Consider the following 20109-nt stretch of genomic DNA (forward strand, 5'->3'; position numbering starts at 1 on the left):
TAGCCACTTAGTGGCACGACTCACCGCAGTCGCACCACGCTAGAAATTCTCCACGGATGCTTCATGAGGAGCATCTCTTGTTGAGCATCGGGAATCGCCGCAACCTGGTGTTGATTCCCAATTCGGTCAGTTTGAGTATAAGCGCCTTGAGCCAAAGTTACCCGCAGCCGCACTTGGGTTTTATCCGCACTGATTATTTCGGCGCTTTTAACCACTGTGGCCAACCCGTTAATCCTTGTTTGACTGGATTTCAGACGGGACAATAAATCCGCATCTGCCTTTTGAACCACCGAAGCGGGTACCGTCAGATTCGCCAGCTCTCGGGCATCCCCGGATGCTAGCGCTTTGTCCCGCAGGGATAGCAACTCTTGGAGCACCGCAGCGGCTTCGGTGTTATCAGTAATCTTGCCGGTTTTCAACAAATCCCCCGTAGCAGAAGTTTCGGGTCCGGCCGGAGGCAACAGGTTTTCCGGTGCCGAGGGTGTCTGGGGTAAAGGTGTCGAATCTTGGGGGGGATTGTTCCCGGATTTGTCTTCCGCCTCGGACTCTGTTTCAGAGTTCGTTTCAAACTTCGCCCCAGATTCGGTATTACGTTCCGGCTCGGGCGTGGTTTCGGACTCAAGTTCTTGGGCGGATTCACCTTTATCCCCTCCCCCCGAATTCGAAGTCAAAATTTCCCCAGGACGTGGTAAGGCTGTGGTGTTGGATGCACCAGTTGCTGTCAATTCTTTAGTCTCTGGCAAAGCATCCGCTGCTGGCAGCAAACGTGAAACCAACAGCACCGCCGACAAGATTGCCGCCGCTCCTCCCAACGCCGGAATCGCGATTTTCAACAGCTTATGGCCGTGTGCAGTATAGTTGTCCGCGCCCTGATTGCGTCGGTTGCCCCGATAATCACGGGTTTGCGCACTGCGGCGGGAGCGGCGCGGACTCGATGCCATGCTACAGTCCGGTTCCAGCGAACTGGGAGGGTGCTCCAGGGTCGTAGCGACATCCCTACCGGCGGCACGCATTTTCGCGGTGGTCAGCTCGTTGGGTGTTAACAGATCGATTCCTGCTGTTGGCAAACTCTGCCACGCCTGGCAAAGTTCCGACACAGAGGGACGCTGGATAGGGTCGGGGTGCAAGGCTCGACCTAAAAGTTGGGGATCCATCCCCAAAGCGAGCATCATCTGTGCAAAAGCAAATACTTCCTCCCGGGCACTGGTATTTTTCCCGCATTCGGAACGAGATTCTTGAAAAGCTAGGGTGGTGCCCTCGGCGCTGCCCAAAACATCCACCCACAGCACCCGGCCGTGGACAGTCACCACGGCATTGGCGGGGGAAATATCACCGTGCAACAAACCGGCTTGGTGTAAATCCGCTAAGCCTTGCGCCAAAGACCGCCCGATAAAGCCCAGCTGCTCGGGGGTGAAACGCCGCCCGGCGCGCAAAATCTCGAGGTTTTGTCCCTCTAAGAATTCAGAAAGCACCACGAAACGCCCATCCGTGACCTTGCGTAGTTGTTCAATGCGCAAAACATATTTGCTGGCCATTTTTTGCAAGGTGGCAATGCGTTCTTCCACTCCCGGCGGCAGTTGTGCCCCTAAGACTTGCAGCGCGAAATTACGTCCTTGTTGGTCTACCGCGCGCCAAATCGGTCCCTTAGCACCAAAACCAACAGGTTCATATAAAACATAACCATCAAGATTCATAATATAATATATATCGCAAATCAGCATCTAACACCAGTAGTTTTTTACAGCCTGTGGAAAACTCTTTTTTCGCCAGTTACCGCAAAGGTTTCGACCTGACACGTTTTGCGCATAAGATAGGCGTGATGGCTAAGAAAACTGAGAAACCCGCAACGGGGAGCTCCAAAGGTTCCTCGACCGGTAAAAAACGCAATTTCATCCAGAATCTCAAGGATTCCTACACGATTGTAAAGCGCAGCTTTCCCTGGGTGACCTGGGCAATCTTGGGAACCCTCGTGGTGGTGATAGGCGCCAACGTGGTCTATATGATTTTGACCAAATCTTGGATTTGGGGGGCAATCACCATCGTGATGTTGTTGATATTGGTGCCGATGGCCTGGTTGTCGCTGCTGATTTCCAAGGCCATGTTGCGCCAGATTGAGAGGGTGAAAGGCTCGGTTGGGGCACTGTCTCAGATTATTCGCCGCTCTTGGGTGCCAGAAACCGAGCCAGTGGCTTTCAATAAGGAACAAGACCTGGTGTGGCGCTTTGTCGGTCCGCAAGGAATTTTGCTAATCAGCGAAGGTCCGCACAGCCGCGTGGCTAAATTACTTGCCGACGAGACGAAAAAGACTGCTCGGGTGGCTTCCCAGGTGCCCATTCACACGATTGAATGTGGTTTCGATGACGGCCAGGTGCGTCTAGAAAAAGTGTTGAAAACTGCATATAAATTCCCCAAGGCACTGTCTCGCAATGAGGTTCCGGCCGTAGTGAAGCGGCTGAAGGCCTTGCATCGTAAGGACGGCTTACCTATCCCCAAGGGGATTGATCCCACCAAGATTCGACCCAATCGTCGGGCTTTATACGGCTAGATTTCTTGCCTCAGTGGGTTCATGAGGGGACAGTCTTAAAATTTGCATAATTTTTCATATCGTTGTAAATTTATACTTGTAAATGTTAGCGATATAAGGAGACATCATGCAAAAACTCGTCATCACCGCCGCTATTGCTGCCTGTGCCCTAGCCCTGACCGCTTGCGGAACGCCAGCCAGCGACACTGGAAAGCCCGGCGACTCCAAGGATTCTGCTGGCCAAAGCCCGACTGCCACCACCGAAGAATTCGATTTTTCGACAATCAAACCCGACCCGGAAGTCGTCAAACTAGTTCCCAAAGATGTCAAGGAACGTGATGTCTTGCGCAACGGGGCATCCACCGACTACGCCCCCTTGGAAATGCTCAAAGAGGATGGCACCACCCCCACCGGTGCCGAAGTGGACTTAACTAAAGCCATTGCTCTGACAATGGGACTCAAAGACGGTACTACCACCACCGAAACTTTCGCCGCCCTACTGCCGAAGGTCGGTTCCACCTATGATATTGGTGCCTCCGGTTTTACTGTTACCGCCGAACGTATCAAGACCTATGACATGTTGGCTTTCAAAAACATGGGAACCCTGTTTGCTGTCAAGAAGGGCAATCCCAGCGGTTTCAACCCCAACGACCCCTGCGGGGCTACCGTTGGGGTACAGACCGGTTCCTACCAAGAAGAAGACGTCTTACCCCGGCTGAACAAGGAATGCCTCGCGGCCGGCAAACCCGAAATCAAGATTCAAAAAGAAGACCTGGTGAATATGGTTATCCCCAAGGTGATTTCAGGACAATACGATGCCGTTATCGCCGATGACCCGGTTACGGCCTACAACGTCAAGAAAGCCGAAGGACAGCTTGAAACTGTCGGGAAAATCTTTGACACCACTCCCCTGGCAATAGTGGTGAATAAGAAGAACCAGGATTTATCCAAGGCGGTAAAGGCTGCGATGGATTCTCTGATGAAATCCGGGAAATTCAAGGAAATCATGGCCGTGTATGGCGCGGATGGCGACATATACCCCGAAGTCAAGCTGAACCCTGACACGAAATAAAGACCCGGACGCAAGAGACTTTACGCCTGTTTAGACTGGCACCTCATGAAAAGAAACGATTATGAGTGACATACTGGAACGCAACCACCCACGCCCGGTTTTCCGGCCGGGGCGCCTCATCAGTGTCGTCCTGGTAGCAGCGCTAGTGGTGCTGATTATCAACTCGCTGATTACCAACCCAAACTATCACTGGGACAAGGTGTGGGAATATCTGTTTCATCCCACGATAATTCGCGGTATCGGCTTCACCCTGGTGCTGACAGTGGCGGCGATGTTCATCGGGGTGGTGTTGGCCGTGACCATGGCGATTATGCGTCAATCCCCCAACCCGGTGTTGAAATCCGTGGCCTGGTTCTATATCTGGTTCTTCCGGGGCACCCCGATTTACACCCAGCTGATTTTCTGGGGACTGCTGCCCACGCTCTATCCCTTCGTTGGAGTGGGAGTGTTTAAAATCGACATAAACGTCGTGTGGAATGTGCTGTGGGCAGCCATCCTGGGGCTGGGCTTGAATGAAGGAGCCTATCTGGCCGAGATTGTGCGCGCCGGGCTGAACTCGGTCGACCCAGGGCAGTGGGAAGCCGCCACCGCCCTGGGCATGAAACGCAGCCTGATTATGCGCCGCATTATCTTGCCCCAAGCCATGCGTGTGATTGTGCCCCCCACCGGTAACGAGACAATTTCCATGTTGAAAACCACTTCCTTGGTTTCAGCAATACCTTTCACGATGGAGCTGACTTTCGCTGCCCAAGCCCTGGGACGCCAGATTTTCATGCCAGTGCCGATGCTGATTAGCGCCGCGATTTGGTATTTGGTGGTGACCTCGATTTTGATGGTCGGTCAGTTCTATCTCGAAAAACACTTCGGTAAAGGATTCAACCACGGCGGCTCTGCTCGCGTGAAACGCCGCGTGAAAGAATCAGATCGAACCCAGGCTAATCCCGGAGCATTTTTGGATGTGACACCATGAGTAAAAATACTAAGACAATACCGGTACCACCCGATGTGGCTGACACGATGGTTTCCCTTAGGGGGGTACACAAGTACTTTGGACATTTACACGTTCTTAAGGGAGTTGACCTCGACATTCGCAAAGGCGAGGTTTGCGTGTTGATTGGACCGAGCGGATCGGGGAAATCCACGGTGCTGCGCTGTATTAACCAGCTGGAGGAAATCAGCGCAGGTCGAATTTACTTCGATGGGCAACTATTAGGTTTAAAGGAAACCCCAGCGCCAAGTTCGGCCTGGCAGCTGTATTGGTGTCAGCGTACCGGGGCTTTGACCGGGCATGACACGGTTTTACATCAGCTTCCTGACAAGGTGATTTCCACCCAGCGGGAGCGTATCGGCATGGTGTTCCAACGTTTCAACCTGTTCCCACACAAAACCGCCCTAGAAAATGTGATGGAGGCACCGGTTCATGTAGCCGGGATTGACCGAACGACAGCACGAAAAGAAGCCCTGGATTTGTTGGCGCAAGTAGGTTTGGCTGACCGCCTAAACCACTATCCTGCCCAGCTTTCCGGTGGCCAGCAGCAGCGCGTGGCGATTGCCAGGGCTTTGGCAATGAAACCTGAGCTGATGCTCTTCGACGAACCAACTTCCGCGCTGGATCCGGAACTGGTAGGGGAAGTACTGCAAGTAATGAAGGATTTGGCACACAGGGGTATGACCATGATGGTGGTCACCCACGAGATTGGTTTTGCCCGGGAGGTCGGACATAAGGTCGCCTTTATGGATGGCGGCCAGATTATCGAAATGGGTTCCCCCACGGAAGTGCTAGATCACCCCCGAGAAGCCCGCACCCAAGAGTTTATTTCTAAAGTCCTATAGCATGTTCCCGGTAGTTACTGTTACACTCTTAGGTAATAAAATGAGTAAAATCTGCCTGAGCTGGAGGTCTGTTAATGTCTAATGAGAATCCTTTCGCATCCCCAACCCCTGGTGCCCCAGTGGATAATGGTGGCACTTCGGATATTTCCCAACCCCAACAGTACACCCCCGTGGGACAAAGTTTTCCTACCGCGCCAGTACAACCGGGCACCAGCACCCCGACGATAATGACTGGAGTCCAGAAAACCACAAATGGTCTGGCGGTCTCCTCGCTAGTGCTGGGGATTACGAGCATACTCATTCCCTACTTGGGGATATTGCTCGGGCTGATTGGTGGCATTCTGGGCGGAATAAGCATCTCTAAAATTACGAAGAATCCCGGATATCCCGGCAAAACCATGTCAATTGTTGGCACTGTTCTGTCCGTGATTGGTTTCATCCTCTGGGTCGCGATTACTGCATTCGTGGTGTGGACAATTTTGCAATTCGCACAGGCGGTCAGCGATCCCTCGTCTATCTCCGATCCCGAAATCGCTAAACAAATAGAACAGTGGAAAGAAAGCCAACAGTAAACGACTGCTTTCTCTCAAAACATGGTAACGGTGACTCCGCTTATGCGAGGTCACCGTTTTATCATCTCTAGTGTTAGAACTTGTTAGTGATAAATCATACTTTCGAGAATCTCGCGGGTTTCCTTAGAGGTGCGCAAGGTGGTATCCCCGGGGATTACCGGCCAAGATTCGGGCGTCTGGTCGGACCACAGTTTCAAGTCCCACCCGGCCTCCGGATTACCTTCCGCCACAGTCATCGAGGCATTTTGGCAGGGGAACTGGGCAATCAGCTCGTAGGTCAAGCCCCGCAGCCGCTGCACTCCCCACACGCGCATAATGGCACCGTGAATTACCGCCACTACCGTGGCATCATCAGCTAAGCCTTCGGTCAGTCGCGCAATCCCCCGATCGAAACGCGCCAGGGTTTCGGTACCGTTTTCCGCTCCCGGCATACGTCGTTCCATGTCCTGACCCGTAGCCCAGGCCACGGCGGTATGCAGGTACACATCGGTATATTCCTTGGCGGTTTCCATCTCCATGTCTCCGGCCAGAACTTCACGCAAATCCTCGTCTGGTACTACCTCAAGACCGTAGTGTTTGGCCAGGGGGGCAGCGGTTTCCTGGGCGCGTCCAATAAAGGAAGCGTGTATCCGCGCGGGTTTCACCCCCACCAGACGCTCGTATTTCTCTGGCAGTGCGGCGGCTTGCGCCAAGCCTGTCTCGTTCAGGGGTGCCCCGGGATAGGCCGTGTCCAGTGCTCCCGTCAGGTTCGAGTTGGTTTGTCCGTGCCGTATCAGTACCAGCCGCATCTGTTCTCCGTTTCATGAGGTGCTTGTCTCTACCCTAACGTTACCGAGATACTGTCCTGGTCTCAAATAAGTAAATACTTGACAGGGAATTTGGGGTTTATTCATAAAACACCTTTTCCACCACGGCACGAGCCAACCGGGCGGTGCGCATCCAGTCCTCCAGGAGGTCTTGCTGGAAGCCTTCAGGATAACCCAACAGGGCAGCGGTGGTGACTAGCAACCTGTCGGTGGCCACCACGTCGAGTTTCTTACCGCTGGTACGCCCCGAACCCAGCACATTCGCCGCCCGGATTTTCGAGGCCAACAGCCACGCTTCGTCTAGAATCTGGGCATCCGGCGGAGCGACTATCCCCGCAGCACAGGCGGCTTGCAAGCCTTGCCGGGTCGAGGTGGTGCGCAAGGTGGGATGGTCTTTCGCGAAACACAGTTGCAACAGCTGCACCACCCATTCCACATCTGATAATCCCCCCGGCCCCAGTTTCACTTGACGTGAGGCCAGTGAGCCGACCGAACGGGAGCGAGTGACACCAAAAGTCTGGGTGCCGAGCCGTTCGCTTTCCATCCGGGCTTTAAGCCGACGGATGGATTTAATTTCCTTTTCATCCGGAGGTTGCTCGTAGCGAAAGGGATTAATGATTTCTTGAAAGCGGATTTTTAGCTCCGCGCTGCCCACAATCGGATTGGCTCGCAACAGAGCCTGGCGCTCCCAGATTTCAGCCCAGCGCGCCATGTAATCACCCAAAGTGTCGAGGTCTTTGGCGGCCGGCCCGGCTTTCCCTTCGGGGCGTAAATCCGTGTCCACCACCCACGATCCGAGTTCCACTCCCCCCAGGATTTCTCGAATCATCGCCACGATTTGCTGGGCTTCCATGGCCGCCGCCGGGACGGCCTCAGGGTTGGAATCGTGGGGCTGATAGTAAAACACCACATCCGCATCGGTGGGATAGCCGCTCTCACCCCCGCCAAAACGTCCCATCGCTACTATCAAGTACTGGGCATATTTACCACAAGTAGCCAAGCCTTGGACTGGCACCTCATGAACCCCGGGGTCACCCCCAGAGGAAACCGCACCCGATGCCGGCACCGCACCAGCTCCCGTACCGAGGCGACGTAAAGCCAAATCCAGGGCACCAGCCAACACAGCCTCGCCCACTGCCCCCAGCCGCAGCGAAACCCGCAGCGGGTCGATTCCCCCCAACACATCCACGATGGCACAACGCAGCAATTCCCGCCCGCGAATATCGCGCAAACGCTGGGCACAAAGACCCGGGTCAGCCTGGCGTTCGAAGGACGCTAGGATCTCGGTCTCGAGTTCTTCGCGGCTGCGCAATGCCAGTTCCACGTCATCATCCAGCCAGGCCACCGCCTCGGGATTCTCCGGCAAAAGCCCAGCCACCAGCGGCGAAGACGACAACAAAGTCGTCAAGCGTTTCGCAGCCGTCCCGGAATCCCGCAACAGGCGCAGATACCAGTGAGTATCCCCCAAAGCCTCGGAAACCTGACGGAAAGCCAGCAAACCATCATCGGGATTCACCCCATCGGCGAACCAGCCCAGCAAGACGGGCAGCAGTTGCCGTTGAATCGCGGCGCGCCGAGTCACCCCCTGAGTTAAAGCCTCGATGTGTCCCAAGGCGCGCAACGGGTCACGGTAACCAATCGCCTTTAGCCGGGAAGCGGCGGCCTCGCGGTCTAAAGAAGCCTCGCCAGCACTGAGTTTCGCCAAGGCCGGCAGTAAGGGTCGGTAATAGATTTCCTCGTGCAGGGTGCGCACCCGGGCGCGCACCGTTTCCCACTCGGTCTTCAGCGCCAATTCAGCGACGAAACGTTCGGGATCAAGAGAATGCGCCACGCGCCGCAGCTCCATCCCCGTGGGAAACAAATGCGTCCGCCGCATCCGCCCCAACTGGGCGCGGTGTTCCAAAACTCGCAGAAAACGGTAGTGATTGGCCAGCTCCTCGCCTTGATCACGACCGATATACCCGCCAGACACTAAGACGCGCAAAGCCTCCAGGGTGGCGGCGACTCGGAGGCTTTCATCCACTCGACCGTGCACCAGTTGCAACAGCTGCACGGTGAATTCCACATCACGCAAACCCCCAACCCCAAGTTTGATTTCACGCCCCGCCTTTTTGGGATCGAGAAGTTTCTCGACCCGACGGCGCATCGCGCGAGTTTCCTCCACGAAGCCCTCGTGTTCCACGGCCTGCCACACGAAGGGTTGGATAGCCGCAAGATACGCCACCCCCAAAGCTCGGTCGCCGGCGGCGGGGCGAGCCTTCAGTAAGGCTTGGAATTCCCAAGCCTTCGCCCAGCGCTCGTAATACTCCCGGTGTGATTCCACGCCGCGCACCAAAGCACCATCCTTGCCTTCGGGACGCAGAGCCGTGTCCAACACCCACAGGGCAGGTTCCTCTAGGGTGGCCGAGCACAGCGAACCCAAAGCCACCGCCATGTCGGTGGCACGGCTCAAAACCTGGTGGGTGGCCAAGGATGAGGGTTGTCCCTCTCCGTACCCCGATTCTCCACCAAAAACACGCGGCTCGGCAACATAAATCACGTCCACATCGGAGATATAGTTCAGCTCTCGCGCCCCGGCCTTCCCCATCGCAATCACGGTGAAAGCGACCTCGCCGTAAGGGTCGAGGTCGCGGCGCACCAGCGCCAGGGTGGCCTCCAAAGCCGCGTCCACCAAAGCAGAAATCGCGGTAGCGGTAGGTTCGAACTGGGTCTTTGCACTGGCCAGATTGTCGCGGGCTAAGTCTGCGGCCGCAATTTGCGCGAGATTCGCATAATAGGCACGGCGCAGTGCTAACACGTCCGCCGTTTCCCCCGCCACCCAACACGGGTTTTCCGCATCTCCCAGATTGCGCGCCGCCACCGCTTCTAGCAGCCGGTGCGAGAAGGTTTCAGGTTGCGGTTCGTCTTCCAACGTGGCAATCACCCCCGGGTGAGCCGCTAAATAGGTGCCGAAAAACTCGGAGTAGCCCAGCAGCCGCAAAGCCCGCGTGCCTATTCCTCGAAATTCGACCGATTCAGCGGTGCCCTTACGCCTGGAATCCGAGATGGCACCTCGTGAAACCGTATCCCCCGCAACCGGCAAACCTGACGCAACCGAGGCACCCACTGTCGCAGACGCATCCGCCGCGCCTGACCCGCCTGAAGTGCCTGAAGTGCCCTCTAAAACCCGCGCCAAATTCAACAAAGCTAAATCCGGGTCGGCCACCCGTCCCAAGGATTCCACCAAAACCGGGATATCCAGCTCCGGACAGCGCGCCACAAGGTCTTCCAACAGGGTCTTGCCCCGGGAGACCTCGCGAATCCCCGCCGTCAAAAGCGCTGTGGTCAGCGAATATTCCCGCGCCATGGGCACCCCTGCCTATTGCAGATGCAACAACTGACGTCTTTCCTGCAAGGTTACCTGGTGGCGATAGTCCTCCCATTCGGCGTGACGCGCTCGCAACACGAAATCGAAGGCTTCCTCGCCTAAAACCATGGGCACCAACTCGGATTCCACCAGGTAATCCAGCGCATCCGCCAAGGAACGCGGCAACACCGGAATCCCGGCCGCGCGGCGCTCCGCATCACTCATTTGCCACACATTGTCTTCGGCTTCCTCGGGCAGCTCCAGGCGCTGTTCAATGCCGCGCAGCCCGGCCTCGATGATCAAGGCGAAGGCCAGATACGGATTCAAAGAAGGATCCGGAGCGCGGTATTCCACCCGAGTGGAAGTGTGAATCCCCGGTTTGTGATCCGCCACGCGAATCAGCGCCCCGCGATTGTGATGTCCCCAACAAATAAACGCCGGTGCCTCGCTGCCGCCCCACAGGCGTTTATACGAATTCACATGTTGGTTGACCACCGCCGAAATCTCTTTGGCATAATGCAGCAGCCCAGCTGTAAATTGCCGCCCCACAATCGAAAGGTGATAGTCCGCCGCCGGGTCATAAAACGCATTGCGATTGCCTTCATGCAAAGAAAAATGCAGGTGCAAGCCGTTTCCGGGGTATTCAATCACGGGTTTGGGCATGAAAGTCGCCAACAATCCCTCGGCCAAAGCCATTTCTTCAACAATCGCCCGCAGGGTCACGAAGTTATCCGCACATGACAGGGCATCGACGGAACGCAGGTCAATCTCGTATTGTCCAGGTCCTATCTCGTGGTGGGTGAATTCCACGGAAATCCCCAGTTCCTCTAGGACTTGCACGGCGCGGCGACGGAATTCGTTACCGACCGAGCCTGACACGTGGTCGAAATAGCTCCCGTCGTCTATCGGAATCAGTTCTTCCTCCACCGAGGCGGGGGGTCGGAACAGATAAAACTCGATTTCGGGATGAATATAGGGCACAAAGCCCAGCCGTTCCGCTCGTTCCATGGTTCGTTCCAGGATGTAGCGCGGGTCGGCGTGTGACTGGGTACCGTCGGGGTTGAATACGTCGCAAAACATGCGCCCCACAAAATCCGCAGAATTTTCCCCAATCGGGGGCACCACTTGGAAGGTGTTCGCGTCGGGAAACAGCAGCATATCCGATTCGCTGATACGCGTGAAGCCCTCGACCGAGGATCCGTCGAAGGCCACACCCTCGGTAAAAGCGCGCTCCAGTTCGCCAGGCGTGATGGTCACGGATTTCTGGATTCCTAGAATATCGACGAACACCAGGCGGACATGCCTCACGTCACGCTGGGCAACTTGGCGGATTACGTGTTCTTGTTGGGAGTCCATGTGTTTCCTTTCAGGTGTGTTTGGAGTTTTCGCCGGCTTGGTTGCGTTTTTCGCCTGGAGTTTTCTTCGGCTTCATGAGGTGCCAGCCCTCAAGCCGAGCTTAGTTTGGCACTGTAGCGTCCCCGGGATTGGGTTACGTCCAGTTGCAAATCATACATTTGGCTCAACACCGCGCTGGTCAACACCCGGTTTATTGGCCCGGCAGCAAAAATTTTCCCGTCTTTCAACGCCAAGACATGCGTAAATCCGGGCGGGATTTCTTCCAGGTGATGCGTCACCATCACCATCGCCGGAGACTTGGGGTCTCGAGCCAGTTCCGCTAGTCCCTCGAGCAGTAATTCCCGCCCCCCCAAATCCAAAGCCGCGGCCGGTTCATCTAGAATCAGCATCTCGGGGTCAATCATCAGAGCCCTGGCCACCATGACCCGTTGTTTTTCACCCTGGGACAGGGTGTCGAAACGACGCTGGCGCAGGGTGGTGACCTCGAACAGTTCCATCAGGGAGTCCGCCCTGATTCGATCAATGTCTTCGTAGGTTTCCCGTCCGGAAGCGGTCACTCCCCACACGGCGGAAAGCACCACTTGGGACACGGTTTCGGTGCCGGGAATCTGGGCGGCTAACGCTGGCGAGGAATACCCCACCCGCTGACGGATTTCCGCGACTTCCACCCGCCCCAGGGCTTCATCAAGAATCCGTACCGAGCCCTGGGAGGGGTAAATTCTCCCGGCCAGCATATCTACCAGAGTCGTTTTTCCCGCCCCGTTTGACCCCAGAATCACCCAGTGTTGTCCCAGGGAAATCGTCCAGTTTATGTTCTGGAGTATAGTGGTGTCCCCGCGCCACAAACTGACATTTTCACACTTGACTATTTCTGGCATCAGGAGCGTCCCGCGAGAATGCTTTCATACATGGACACCGTTTTATCCCCAATTGCTTCCCAGGTAAAATACTCGGAGGCACGTTTCTGGCCGGCCGCCCCAAACTTGGCAGCTCGGGCAGGGTTACGCAGCAGTTCATTGATGCGCTCGGCCATGTCGTGTTGGAATTTCTCGGGGTTAATTGGTGTGCCGGTGCCGTCATTGACCTGTTCCAGGGGCACCAGATAGCCGGTTTCCCCATCCACCACTACATCGGGAATCCCCCCGGTATCAGAGGCTACCACTGGCAGACCCACCGCCATCGCTTCGAGGTTCACTATCCCCAGGGGTTCGTAAACCGAGGGCGTAACAAACAGGGTAGCGCCACTAAGCAACGCCACCAGCTCCTGTCGATTCAGCTTGTCTGATATCCACACTACGCCTGGCATCTCGGCTTGCAGCTCATGAACCAGCCCCTCTACTTCGGTCATAATCTCTTTGGTGTCCGGTGCCCCGGCGCACAGGATTACCTGAGTATCGCGTGGGACTTCCCGTAGGGCACGCAGCAAATGCGGTACACCCTTTTGCCTAGTGATGCGTCCGACAAAAGCAACGGTGGGGCGGCCTTCGGTCAGGCCATATTCAGCCCACACCTGGCGGCGATATTCGGCCGTCACTTTAGTGGCATCCCAAGAGGAAAGGTCGATTCCGTTGTGGATTACATGCACGTTTTCGGGGGAAACCGCTGGGTAGCACCGTAAAATGTCGTCCTTCATCGCTCGGGACACAGCCACGATTCCGTCGGCAGCCTCGTAAGCGGTTTTCTCGCACCAAGAGGACAGCCGGTATCCCCCACCCAGCTGTTCGGCCTTCCAGGGACGCAGCGGCTCCAGAGAGTGCGCGGTAATCACGAGGGGAATGTCATACATCAGCTTCGACCACAATCCCGCCATATTCGTGTACCAAGTGTGAGAGTGAACCAAATCCGCACCCTCAGCTTCAGTGACGAAGCGCAAATCCATCCCTAAGGTGCGCAGCGCCGCATTGGCATCGTCCAGGCCGCCGGGATAGTCGTATCCGGTAACCCCCGTTTCCCCGCCGGGCTCACCAGGATTTCGCGGCCCGTCGAAACAGTGAACACGCACTTCAACGCGATTTCGCAGCACCTTTGCCAGTTCTTCCACATGTACCCCGGCACCGCCGTAAATGTGGGGCGGGTACTCTCGAGTCATCAGGTCAACACGCATTTTTACCCCTCGCAATCAGATATTTTAAACGCCTAGCTCAGTGCCACAGCTGCCCTCCCTCCTAACCTACCTTAAAAATAATTTAAATTTGGCTCGGAAAAGTCCCCAAAGTCCCGAAATTTTAACATATGCTAGGTTTGTGGCAAATCCTAAAGTACTCTCGATTATTTTGGCCGGGGGCGAAGGCAAACGCCTCATGCCCCTCACTGAGGATCGCGCTAAACCTGCGGTTCCTTTTGGCGGTCACTACCGCTTAATTGATTTCGCACTGTCTAATGTGGTCAACTCGGGTTACCACCGAGTGGTTGTGCTGACCCAGTACAAATCCCACTCCCTGGATCGGCATATTGCTACCGCGTGGCACATGTCGAATATCCTTGGCAACTACGTGGCTCCGGTTCCCGCCCAGCAGCGCACCGGAAAACACTGGTACATGGGGTCGGCTGATGCCATCTATCAGTCACTGAACATCATCAAGGATGATGACCCGGACTATGTGCTTATTATCGGGGCGGACAATATTTACCGCATGGATTTCTCCCAGATGGTCGACGCTCACATCGCTTCGGGGCTGCCCGCAACGGTGGCGGGGATTCGCCAGCCATTGGCACTGGCCTCGGCTTTCGGGGTGATTGAAGCCGACGAATCGGACAGGATTACCGCTTTCCGTGAAAAACCCCAGGACGCGGTGGGCTTGCCGGACGCACCCGACCAAGTACTAGCTTCGATGGGTAACTACGTGTTCACCACTAAGGCCTTGCTTGAAGCCATGGCGCAGGATGCCAAAAACGAGGAATCCAACCACGATATGGGTGGTGATATTGTGCCGTTTTTTGTCGAACACGGCGAAGCTAACTGTTATGACTTCATCAGGAACCAGGTTCCTGGTGCCACTGACCGTGACCGGGACTATTGGCGTGATGTCGGCACGATTGATGCCTATTTTGAGGCCTCGATGGATTTGATTTCGGTGCATCCCGTGTTCAACCTGTATAACCCGCGCTGGCCGATTATGACTAATACCGGCGGTCAGATGCCTCCGGCGAAGTTTGTTTACGGGGATGATTCCCGCATGGGGCACGCTATCGATTCATTTGTGTCTAACGGCGTGATTATTTCGGGGGCGCGTTGTGTGCACTCAATTCTATCCCCTGGAGTGCGGCTGAATTCCTGGTCGCATGTGTCGGATTCAGTGTTGATGAATGGGGTGGTTTTGGCGCGTCGTGCTCGGGTGGATCGCGCGATTCTGGACAAGAATGTCTATGTGGGCGAGGGCGTCACCATCGGGGTTGACCTGGAAGCGGATCGTCGCCGTGGTTTCATAGTCAGCGACGGGGGCATCACCGTGGTTCCCAAGGGAACGCGGGTGGAAAACTAGAATAGTATCCGTGACTATATCTGTATCTGGCTTACTGCGTTTTACTTGTGCGTGGGACGGCAGTCGGGGTGGGGTGTCTCCGTCAGCCCCGTTGTTGTCTTCGGATTCTCCAGCTCTGTTATCCCCGTCGGTCTGGGCGCGTTTGGTTTCGCGCGTCACTGGTTTCGGGCTTCATGAGTTGCAAGTCGACCCCCCCGGCAAGGTCGGGGATGTGTGGCGTTGCTCGGTTTCTACAATGGCGCCTCATGAAGTGGAACACGCCGCACGAAACCGCTGGACGAGAGACCTCGAAGCCGAGCTGGGGTCTGGCGACACGACCATTGACGACACAACTACCGGCGAGGGAACCCCAACAAGCTCGAATCGCCTTGCAGGTGGCGCCTCGGGATTCGCGGTGGCGGTGACAGTCGGGGAAATGGCTAGGTTAGGTCCAGCTTTAGTGGTGATGGATGCGGATTCGACCCTGTTTGCTGGCGAGGGCATTGATTTGGTGGCGGCTCAAGCCGGGGTTCAACAGCAGGTCGCGGCGATTACAGCGGCGGCGATGCGCGGGGAGCTGGATTTTGCGGCTTCGCTGCGTGCCCGGATGGGGACTTTGGCGGGGCTGTCGGTGGACACGTTAGAGGCAGTGCGTGAAGTTTATGATTTTTCATTAGGTGCCAGCCAAATGATTGCGGCTTTTCGTCGCAATGGCACCCGGCTCGGGGTGGTCAGCGGTGGTTTTGTTGAGCTGGTAGAGGAAAAAGCGCGGGCGGCCGGGGTGGATTACGTGTTGGCGAATCGTTTTGAGGTGGCCGGCGGGGTGCTAACGGGGCGGTCTTTAGGCGAGATTGTCACTGCCGATTCCAAAGAACAAGCCTTGGTTGATTGGGCTGGACAGCTTGGTGTTCCGGTTGAGCGCTGCGTGGCTATGGGTGACGGGGCGAATGACCTGAAGATGGTGACCCGTGCCGGGCTGGGCATCGCTTTTTGCGCCAAGCCAGCGCTGGCTGATGTCGCCGATGCGCGCCTTCCCTTTCCGAATCTGGCGGCGGCGGCCGCACTGTTGCTACCCGCTTAGAGCGCGGATTTTTACCCCTTATTGCCGCGTACAACCGCCGGGTGGCATATCCGGAGCAACTGCCGAAACTGGTCGATGAGGCCTGCCAGGTGGGATTGGAGCGAAGAATACTTATCCCGACCGGCAAGTGTGGAACATCATTGGTGACGGGGCTTTTCCGATGACCTATCCCGATGTGGTTACTAATGTGCATCACAAACTGCCGGTGATAAACGTGGTGTTCACGAATCTGGAATACGCTTTCATCAAGAATAAGTACGAGAACACCAACAAGAACCTCTTTGGTACTGACTTCACCGATGTGGACTATGCCCAGATTAGCGAAGCCCAGGGAGCCAAGGGATTCACGGTCTCGCGGATTGAGGATATTGACCGGGTGATGCAGGAAGCCGTGGCCGCTAATAAGGCCGGTCATACCGTGGCTGTGGACTGCAAGATTACCACCGACCGCCCGATTCCGGTGGAAACCCTGAAACTGAATCCGAAGCTGTTCTCGGAGTCAGAAATCAGTGCCTACCGCGAGAAATACGAGGCCCAATACCTGGTTCCCTTCCGCGAATTCCTGGAAGCGGAAGGCCTGGAATCCCAGTACATCAAGTAAGCTCGGCGTGCCCGGGGCTGAGTCAACAGTTCCTTTACTTGTGTCCGTAACAAACATCACATATCAGGCTTTTATAATACAAACCCCAAGTTTTAATGCAATACTTTGATATTATCAAGCGTGTGAATAATAGAGTATTGCATGGAGTCGGGGGTGGTGCCTTATGGGGCGACATAAACCGATAACGGAAGCGGCAACGAAGGATGCGCTGGCGATTCTGGGTGGCCAGGTGCGCACCGCGCGAACGAACCAACAGTGGTCACGCGCCCAGTTGGCGGCCTTGGCGGGATGTTCGCCGCGCACGATTGCTTCGCTGGAAACCGGATCGCCCACGGTTAGTATCGGCACTACCATTGAGGTGATGCGGGTGTTGGGGATTCCGCTGTTCGGCACCGATGACCCGGTGAGCTTGGCACGCCTAAAGGCATCCACAGAGCGCTACGTAGCCTTGCTGCCGGCGCGGGTACATGCGAAAACAAAACTCGACAACGACTTCTAAGGCCAGGTGATGGGAATGGCGGCGCAATCGATAGCAGTGTGGGTGTGGCTTACGGGTGCCACGCGGCCGGTGGTGGCAGGTAGGCTCGCTCCCAGCCCAGAGGGACGCTACAGCTTTGTTTATGGCAAAAGCTATCTGGATCACCCGCTGGCTTATGCCTTGCAACCGGGATTGCCGCTAGAAGAAAGGGAGTTCATTGCCCCACCGGGCTTGGAAATGCACGGAGTGTTTCGGGATGCGCTGCCTGATGGATGGGGGCAAAACGTGATTGACTACCAGCACGGTGGTCAGCCGCAATCCTTGGAAACCTATATGTTGGAATCGGGGTCGAACCGGTTTGGGAACCTGGATTTTCAAGCTTCGCTCAGCCAATATGTGCCCCGCCTGGAAGATACTGATGTGCAGGCTTTGGAGGCTGATATTCAGTTGCTGCTGTCCCAGCGCCGGCTTTCCCGCGCGGCTGGGCTGGCGTTGGTGCATGGGACTTCGATTGGGGGCGCGAAGCCGAAAATCGCTACTGCCCGCGAGATTATCAAGCTATCTACCAGCGATACGGGGATGTCTATTCGACGCGAGGCGTTCGCGACTTTGCTGGCCACGCGAATGGGTGTGGAGGCTGCGAAAGTTCGTCTGACCAGTCTGAATGGCAGGGATGCCTTGGTGGTGCAGCGGTTTGATCGCGATGCGACGGGCGGGCGGATTCCGGTGCTGTCTTTGCTGACTCTTTCCGGGGAATCAGAGCTGACCGCACGTTACACCTCGTATCGACAGTTGTATTTCCAACTGGTGCAACACGGCGGCGGGGTCAGCGACGGTGCCGGTGGTGTTAGCGACACTGGTGATTTCGGGAACTCAGTGGGGGAAAAGATTTTCCGGCGTATTGCCGCCAATATTATGCTGGGGAATAACGACGACCACGCCCGCAACCACGCTGTATTTTGGGATGGGGCGCATATGCGTCTGACCCCAGCTTTCGACATCGAACCGGTGCGCGGCGCAAGTTGGGATTCCAACCAGGCCATCAGTTTCGGCGCAGATGGCCAACGAGAATCGCGCCTCGACGTGTTGATTGCAGCGTCTTGCTGCTACGGGTTATCCAAGGCTGACGGGCAACACATTATAGAGCAAATACTGGCAGCGGCTCGCGACGCTTTTACCGAGGTGTTCGATGAAACCGAACTGAGCCCCGAGCTGACCGCCGGGATGTTTCACCCCTCAATCTGGGAAAACCACCCGCTGCCCTCCCCCGCAACAGATTCCTAAATGTCCGTGGATGTTTAGCGGCGCGAGAGCCGGGGATCGAACGCACACATAGTCCTGTGACCTGGGATTTCGCTTGAGGAGGTTTACAATGCGTTTCGTTAAATGTCTGCGGGTGGGGTTACCCCCAAGTTTCGTGGTACAAACAATATGAAGTACGCCGGTAACTTGCAATTCACACCTATCTGTAGTACAGCAGTGGGCGCGGGCTTTAACAATGCATCATAACGACTGTGGTTGTGGCGACTAGCCATAAGGAGAATCTTATGAAAAGGAAGCATATTACCATACTTTTATCCACATTTGTTGCAGCAAGTTTGACTTTTCTGCCAGCGTCATCAGTCGCCACCGCTTCCGAATGGGAGACAAAAAAAGAAACGATATGCGAGGCGCTTGAAGTGGCCAATTGCGCAGAAACTGTGGACTACAATCCCGCTCCGATAGTCATAGAGGGGGTTCAATACAGCGTGAAAGACGGCCTGGAACATCATGCGATATCGGGCACACTCGCTGGTGCTAAAAACCGGTATCAAACCAAAGACTGGTGGCCATACCATAACATGTATCTTAATTGGGGTTCTAGCTGATGGAGTTGTACTCATTCCAAGCGGACTGTGTTTTTTTGCTTGCGCCGCGTTTACCGTATTCCTTTCTATAGTACGCGATACAATTAATAGCACAGCTAACAATGAAGTTCTTCACATTTAGCTAATGTTACATTCTTTCAAATCACGAGTTGGATAAAGTGATTGTATTCATCTGATATGTCAGCAGTGGAGCCGTAGCACTAGGTGTGAAAGCGCGGCGTATCAGGGCGGCGAAATCCTCCAATACGGGGTTCAAGCCGCTGCTGGTTCGCCAAAACAGGCTGATGTCGCGCCCGGGTTTCGGGGCGGCGAACTCGCGCAATACCATTCCCTCCGGTTGGTCAATCGGAGGGCAAGCAGCCAGGCGCGGGACTAGAGTGACGGCTTCACCCAAGGCCACCAAATACCGCAATGTTTCCAGGGAAGTTGCCGCGAATTGGGAAGACAGCGCGCCCGCCGCGCGGCAAACCTCTTCGGTTTGCCCCCGCAAACAGTGATCTTGGTTCACTAGAGTCAAAGTGGTTTCTTTCAAATCCTCCATATGCACTTCCCCAGGCTGCTCTAACTCGCTACCAGCAGGCACCGCCAGTAAGAAATCCTCGCGGAACAAAGGTACCTGGGTGACACCCCGATGCTCGAAGGGCTCGGCCAAAAGAATCGCATCCACTTCTCCACCGATCAGATTCTCTTTCAACACCGGGGAACGGCATTCCACAAAACGCATCCGCAAACGCGGACGCTCCCGACGCAGCAGCGGCAACAAATGCGCCAGAAAATACTGGCACAGCGTCGGGAAAATTCCCAAAGTAATCTCACTGGCTCCCGAGTCGGCTTGAGCCGCAGCGGCATGTTCCAAGTCAGAAGCCGCTAACACAATGTCCTCGGCTCGTTTCGCCACTTCTTTACCCACCGGGGTGAGAATCAACTTCTGGGTGGAGCGTTCCACTAAACTGGCACCCAAGTCTTGCTCCAAGCGTTTAACCTGGGTCGAGAGCGTGGGTTGACTCACCCCCATCCGGGCGGCAGCTTTCGTGAAGCTTCCTTCCTCAACTAGCGCTACGAAATACGCTAAATCCTTCAGATTCATGCTTTGCCTCAGTCAATATTCCCG

Annotated in this window: 18 protein-coding genes; 11 read left to right on the plus strand and 7 right to left on the minus strand. The window is 55.7% G+C overall.

All coding sequences use genetic code 11. The features are described 5' to 3' along the window. Positions 1-20: 20 nt before the first annotated feature. Positions 21-1694, minus strand: a complete 1674-nt coding sequence (locus HMPREF0577_RS04525) for a protein kinase domain-containing protein (protein ID WP_248613689.1) — start codon at positions 1692-1694, stop codon at positions 21-23. 125 nt (positions 1695-1819) lie between these two features. On the opposite strand from HMPREF0577_RS04525, the gene HMPREF0577_RS04530 reads away from it, so the two are divergent. From HMPREF0577_RS04530 to HMPREF0577_RS04550, 5 genes are all read left to right on the plus strand, one after another. Further along, the gene (locus HMPREF0577_RS04530) at positions 1820-2545 is read left to right on the plus strand and encodes a DUF4191 domain-containing protein (RefSeq protein ID WP_231282786.1); all 726 of its coding nucleotides are present in this window, start codon (positions 1820-1822) and stop codon (positions 2543-2545) included. A 106-nt stretch (positions 2546-2651) separates the two neighbouring features. Continuing rightward, positions 2652-3596 (plus strand): transporter substrate-binding domain-containing protein, encoded by a 945-nt coding sequence (locus HMPREF0577_RS04535; protein ID WP_004012523.1) that lies wholly within the window; start codon positions 2652-2654, stop codon positions 3594-3596. A 61-nt stretch (positions 3597-3657) separates the two neighbouring features. Further along, complete coding sequence (locus HMPREF0577_RS04540) at positions 3658-4566, plus strand: amino acid ABC transporter permease (protein WP_004012524.1); 909 nt, start codon at positions 3658-3660, stop codon at positions 4564-4566. Next, positions 4563-5429, plus strand: coding sequence for an amino acid ABC transporter ATP-binding protein (locus tag HMPREF0577_RS04545; protein ID WP_004012525.1), 867 nt, complete (start codon positions 4563-4565; stop codon positions 5427-5429). Before HMPREF0577_RS04540 ends, HMPREF0577_RS04545 begins: the two co-directional genes overlap by 4 nt. A 74-nt stretch (positions 5430-5503) precedes the next feature. Next, on the plus strand, positions 5504-6001 hold the full coding sequence (locus tag HMPREF0577_RS04550; protein ID WP_004014903.1) for a DUF4190 domain-containing protein: 498 nt from the start codon (positions 5504-5506) through the stop codon (positions 5999-6001). 83 nt (positions 6002-6084) lie between these two features. On the opposite strand, the gene HMPREF0577_RS04555 is transcribed toward HMPREF0577_RS04550, so the two are convergent. The 5 genes from HMPREF0577_RS04555 to glgA form a co-directional block, all read right to left on the minus strand. Next, entirely contained in the window at positions 6085-6789 is a 705-nt protein-coding gene (locus HMPREF0577_RS04555) for a histidine phosphatase family protein (protein ID WP_004012527.1), read from the minus strand. Positions 6790-6886: 97 nt separating this feature from the next. Then, the gene (locus HMPREF0577_RS04560; protein ID WP_004012528.1) at positions 6887-10153 is read right to left on the minus strand and encodes a bifunctional [glutamine synthetase] adenylyltransferase/[glutamine synthetase]-adenylyl-L-tyrosine phosphorylase; all 3267 of its coding nucleotides are present in this window, start codon (positions 10151-10153) and stop codon (positions 6887-6889) included. A 12-nt stretch (positions 10154-10165) separates the two neighbouring features. Further along, on the minus strand, positions 10166-11509 hold the full coding sequence (locus HMPREF0577_RS04565; RefSeq protein ID WP_004012529.1) for a glutamine synthetase family protein: 1344 nt from the start codon (positions 11507-11509) through the stop codon (positions 10166-10168). An 89-nt stretch (positions 11510-11598) separates the two neighbouring features. After that, a complete protein-coding gene (locus HMPREF0577_RS04570; RefSeq protein ID WP_004012531.1) occupies positions 11599-12387 on the minus strand; it encodes an ABC transporter ATP-binding protein in 789 nt (262 codons plus the stop codon). Then, positions 12387-13613, minus strand: a complete 1227-nt coding sequence (glgA, locus tag HMPREF0577_RS04575) for a glycogen synthase (RefSeq protein ID WP_004012532.1) — start codon at positions 13611-13613, stop codon at positions 12387-12389. Before glgA ends, HMPREF0577_RS04570 begins: the two co-directional genes overlap by 1 nt. A 139-nt stretch (positions 13614-13752) precedes the next feature. On the opposite strand from glgA, the gene glgC reads away from it, so the two are divergent. The 6 genes from glgC (at position 13753) to HMPREF0577_RS04605 (ending at position 18998) form a co-directional block, all read left to right on the plus strand. Then, a complete protein-coding gene (gene glgC, locus HMPREF0577_RS04580; protein ID WP_004012533.1) occupies positions 13753-14991 on the plus strand; it encodes a glucose-1-phosphate adenylyltransferase in 1239 nt (412 codons plus the stop codon). A gap of 10 nt (positions 14992-15001) precedes the next feature. Further along, on the plus strand, positions 15002-16051 hold the full coding sequence (gene serB / locus HMPREF0577_RS04585; RefSeq protein ID WP_036342307.1) for a phosphoserine phosphatase SerB: 1050 nt from the start codon (positions 15002-15004) through the stop codon (positions 16049-16051). Positions 16052-16133: 82 nt separating this feature from the next. Beyond that, complete coding sequence (locus tag HMPREF0577_RS04590; protein WP_211579579.1) at positions 16134-16652, plus strand: thiamine pyrophosphate-dependent enzyme; 519 nt, start codon at positions 16134-16136, stop codon at positions 16650-16652. A 163-nt stretch (positions 16653-16815) separates the two neighbouring features. After that, the gene (locus HMPREF0577_RS04595; protein ID WP_004012536.1) at positions 16816-17151 is read left to right on the plus strand and encodes a helix-turn-helix domain-containing protein; all 336 of its coding nucleotides are present in this window, start codon (positions 16816-16818) and stop codon (positions 17149-17151) included. 15 nt (positions 17152-17166) lie between these two features. Continuing rightward, on the plus strand, positions 17167-18414 hold the full coding sequence (locus tag HMPREF0577_RS04600; RefSeq protein ID WP_248613691.1) for a type II toxin-antitoxin system HipA family toxin: 1248 nt from the start codon (positions 17167-17169) through the stop codon (positions 18412-18414). A gap of 263 nt (positions 18415-18677) precedes the next feature. Then, entirely contained in the window at positions 18678-18998 is a 321-nt protein-coding gene (locus HMPREF0577_RS04605; protein ID WP_004012538.1) for a hypothetical protein, read from the plus strand. Positions 18999-19140: 142 nt separating this feature from the next. Here the strand turns inward: HMPREF0577_RS04605 and HMPREF0577_RS04610 are convergent, their stop codons facing one another. Continuing rightward, a complete protein-coding gene (locus HMPREF0577_RS04610; protein WP_004012539.1) occupies positions 19141-20085 on the minus strand; it encodes a hydrogen peroxide-inducible genes activator in 945 nt (314 codons plus the stop codon). Between the last annotated feature and the right edge of the window lie 24 nt (positions 20086-20109).

The sequence above is a fragment of the Mobiluncus mulieris ATCC 35243 genome (genome assembly GCF_000160615.1).
In the GTDB taxonomy this organism is placed as follows: Bacteria; Actinomycetota; Actinomycetes; order Actinomycetales; family Actinomycetaceae; genus Mobiluncus; species Mobiluncus mulieris.